At 67.1% G+C, this 2,243-nt stretch carries 1 protein-coding gene; it reads left to right on the top strand.

Annotated elements, in window-relative coordinates:
- The coding region (locus Q4543_RS24190; RefSeq protein ID WP_303442667.1) for an AAA family ATPase at positions 1 to 1,514 on the top strand (1,514 nt) is incomplete at its 5' end.
- Positions 1,515 to 2,243 lie beyond the last annotated feature (729 nt).

Below are 2,243 nucleotides of genomic sequence, written 5' to 3'. Positions count from 1 at the left end.
GGGCCGCGCAAATGCGCGCGCCAAAAGCGCCAGCCACCAAGATCCTGCAATTGATCCGCCCTGTCGACAACGCCAGCCGCAAACTGCACAAGCAGGCCTTTGCCAACGCCGAGCACGAGATCCTGGCGGCCTTGGCACTGCCCCATCCGCTGATGATCCTACTGCCCGCCGACGCGCCGCTGTCGGCAAACCTGCGCCGGGTGCTGCCCCGCGCCATCCCGCTCGCCCCGATCGACCGTGAGATCCATCTGGCGCTGCTCGCCCAGACCCATTCGGGCACCGACCGGACACAGGTCGCGCCCCTGCTGCCGAGCGACGCGGCGCTGGCCAATCTGGACACCCCGAGCCTGCTCGCACGCGCCATCGCGGCCTCGGCAAACGTGCCGCTGATCGAAAGCGCCTTCGGGGTCTGGCAAAGCGCCGGCCATCTGGGCGACATGCTGCGCGAGATGCGCGCCAGCTTCAGCGAGGCAATCAGACAAAAGCCATCGGTGCTGTTCATCGATGAGATCGACGCGGTGGGCTCCCGAGAGGGCGATGACCGCCATGGCGCCGCCTATCGGCGCAATGTCATCACCCAGTTCCTGGCCGAGATCGATCGGCTCAACCGCGAGGAAGGCGTGGTTATGATCGGGGCGACCAACCACCCGCAAAGTCTCGACCCGGCGATCCGTCGCCCCGGCCGGTTTGATCGCCATTGTGTGCTCGGCCGTCCCTTGCAAGCGCAGATCCAGCACATGCTGCGCCGCGCGCTTCCGGCCGACAGCGCGGTCGATCTGGCGGCGCTGGCACGCGCCTTCACCGGCGAGACCCCGGCATTGATCGACGCTCAGATCCGCGCGGCCAAATCCGCGGCGCGGCGGGCCGGAACCCCGTTCAACGCGGCGCACATCCTCGCCCAACTGCCGGTCAGCCAGCCCGAGCGAGACAGCCTTGAGCGTCGCATCGCGATCCACGAATGCGGTCATGCCGTCGCGGCTGCCCTGCTCGGCGCCGGGCCGGTTCATCGGATCCAGCTGTTACATGACGGCGGCGCGACCCATCGTGCCCCGGCGATCCGCGAGGGCAGCGCCGCCGAGTTCACCGATGAGCTGACCATCATCCTGGCGGGTCGCGCGGCGGAGCGCCTGATCCTCGGCACCATCAGCGCCGGTGCTGGCGGCTGTAAGGACAGCGATCTGGCGATGGCAACCCGGCTTCAGCTGCGCTTTGACCGCGAGGCAGGGCTTGGCGTCAACGGCAATGCCTGGTTGGGTCCGGTGGACCTCGCGCGCCTCAGCTCAAGCGACACGGACCGCCTGCGCCTGCGGCTCGACCGGGTCGAGCGGCGCGCCCGCCGGCTTCTCGATCCGCACCGAGACCTGCTGCAACGCCTCGCCAATCACCTTCTGCGCGAACGTGAACTGGATGAACAAGACCTCGCCCCCTGGCTCTCGGACCTGTCCCCAAACATGCCGACCGACGCCCCGACATGGTCGTGGTATTCAGGGGGAGCTGCGCCGCAATCGCGCTGAGCTAAGGCAGCTTTTGCCAGAAAGATATTCGCAAGACTGCGCCCCGCGGTCCGCAACCACCCCCGCGCCAGATCAATCGGCGCGGGCGATCCTTCGAGTTGCGCAAGTGATATTCGCAAACCAAGCCTCGCAAGACCGGCTCCGGCTACACTCTCGCCTCTGCCTCAGCGAGCGCAGGCGCGCGGTGCTCTGGCGGCGATTGCTGCGCGGATACGGAGCGGGCGAGGCCGGGCGTCTGGCGCAAGACATGGGGTTCAGGGTTCTTGAGCAGGTCATGCCGCTGCCGCGCTGCCCGGTGTGCCTGAGGTGCGCGTCGGATCGGGTCACGCCGCTGCGGCTTCCGCGCGGCAATGAGACCGACGAGACCGCGCGCCCTGTCGGTCGGACGCATCCTGGGTGCGGCGGTCAGCTATTTTATCGCGGCTCGGGATTGCTGCGCGTGTCGCGACGGCCGGTGACCTTGGTGTTCGATGTGCACGGGCAAGGTTCCGTAGGCGTCCCTGATCTTTGCTTGATGCCCGGCCAATCGGGAGAGGCAAGGCGACTCCAATCATCCATCCGGCGGAGAAGTTCTGGAGGATACTTCCGGCCCGAAAGGGTCATCCATGGCATCGCGCAGCGCGAGCTGGAAGGCCAAGGTCAGCAATGCGGAGATGGTGTTGAAAAACTCGACCCGAATTTCCGGCCGGCGAGTTAGGCAGAGCGTTCCTGCTGATGTCTCACGCCGGT

Source organism: Salipiger sp. 1_MG-2023 (assembly GCF_030547555.1).
Taxonomy (GTDB): Bacteria; Pseudomonadota; Alphaproteobacteria; order Rhodobacterales; family Rhodobacteraceae; genus Salipiger.
The sequence above is the reverse complement of the archived record's forward strand: the minus strand, read 5'-3'. Positions and strand labels throughout refer to the sequence as shown.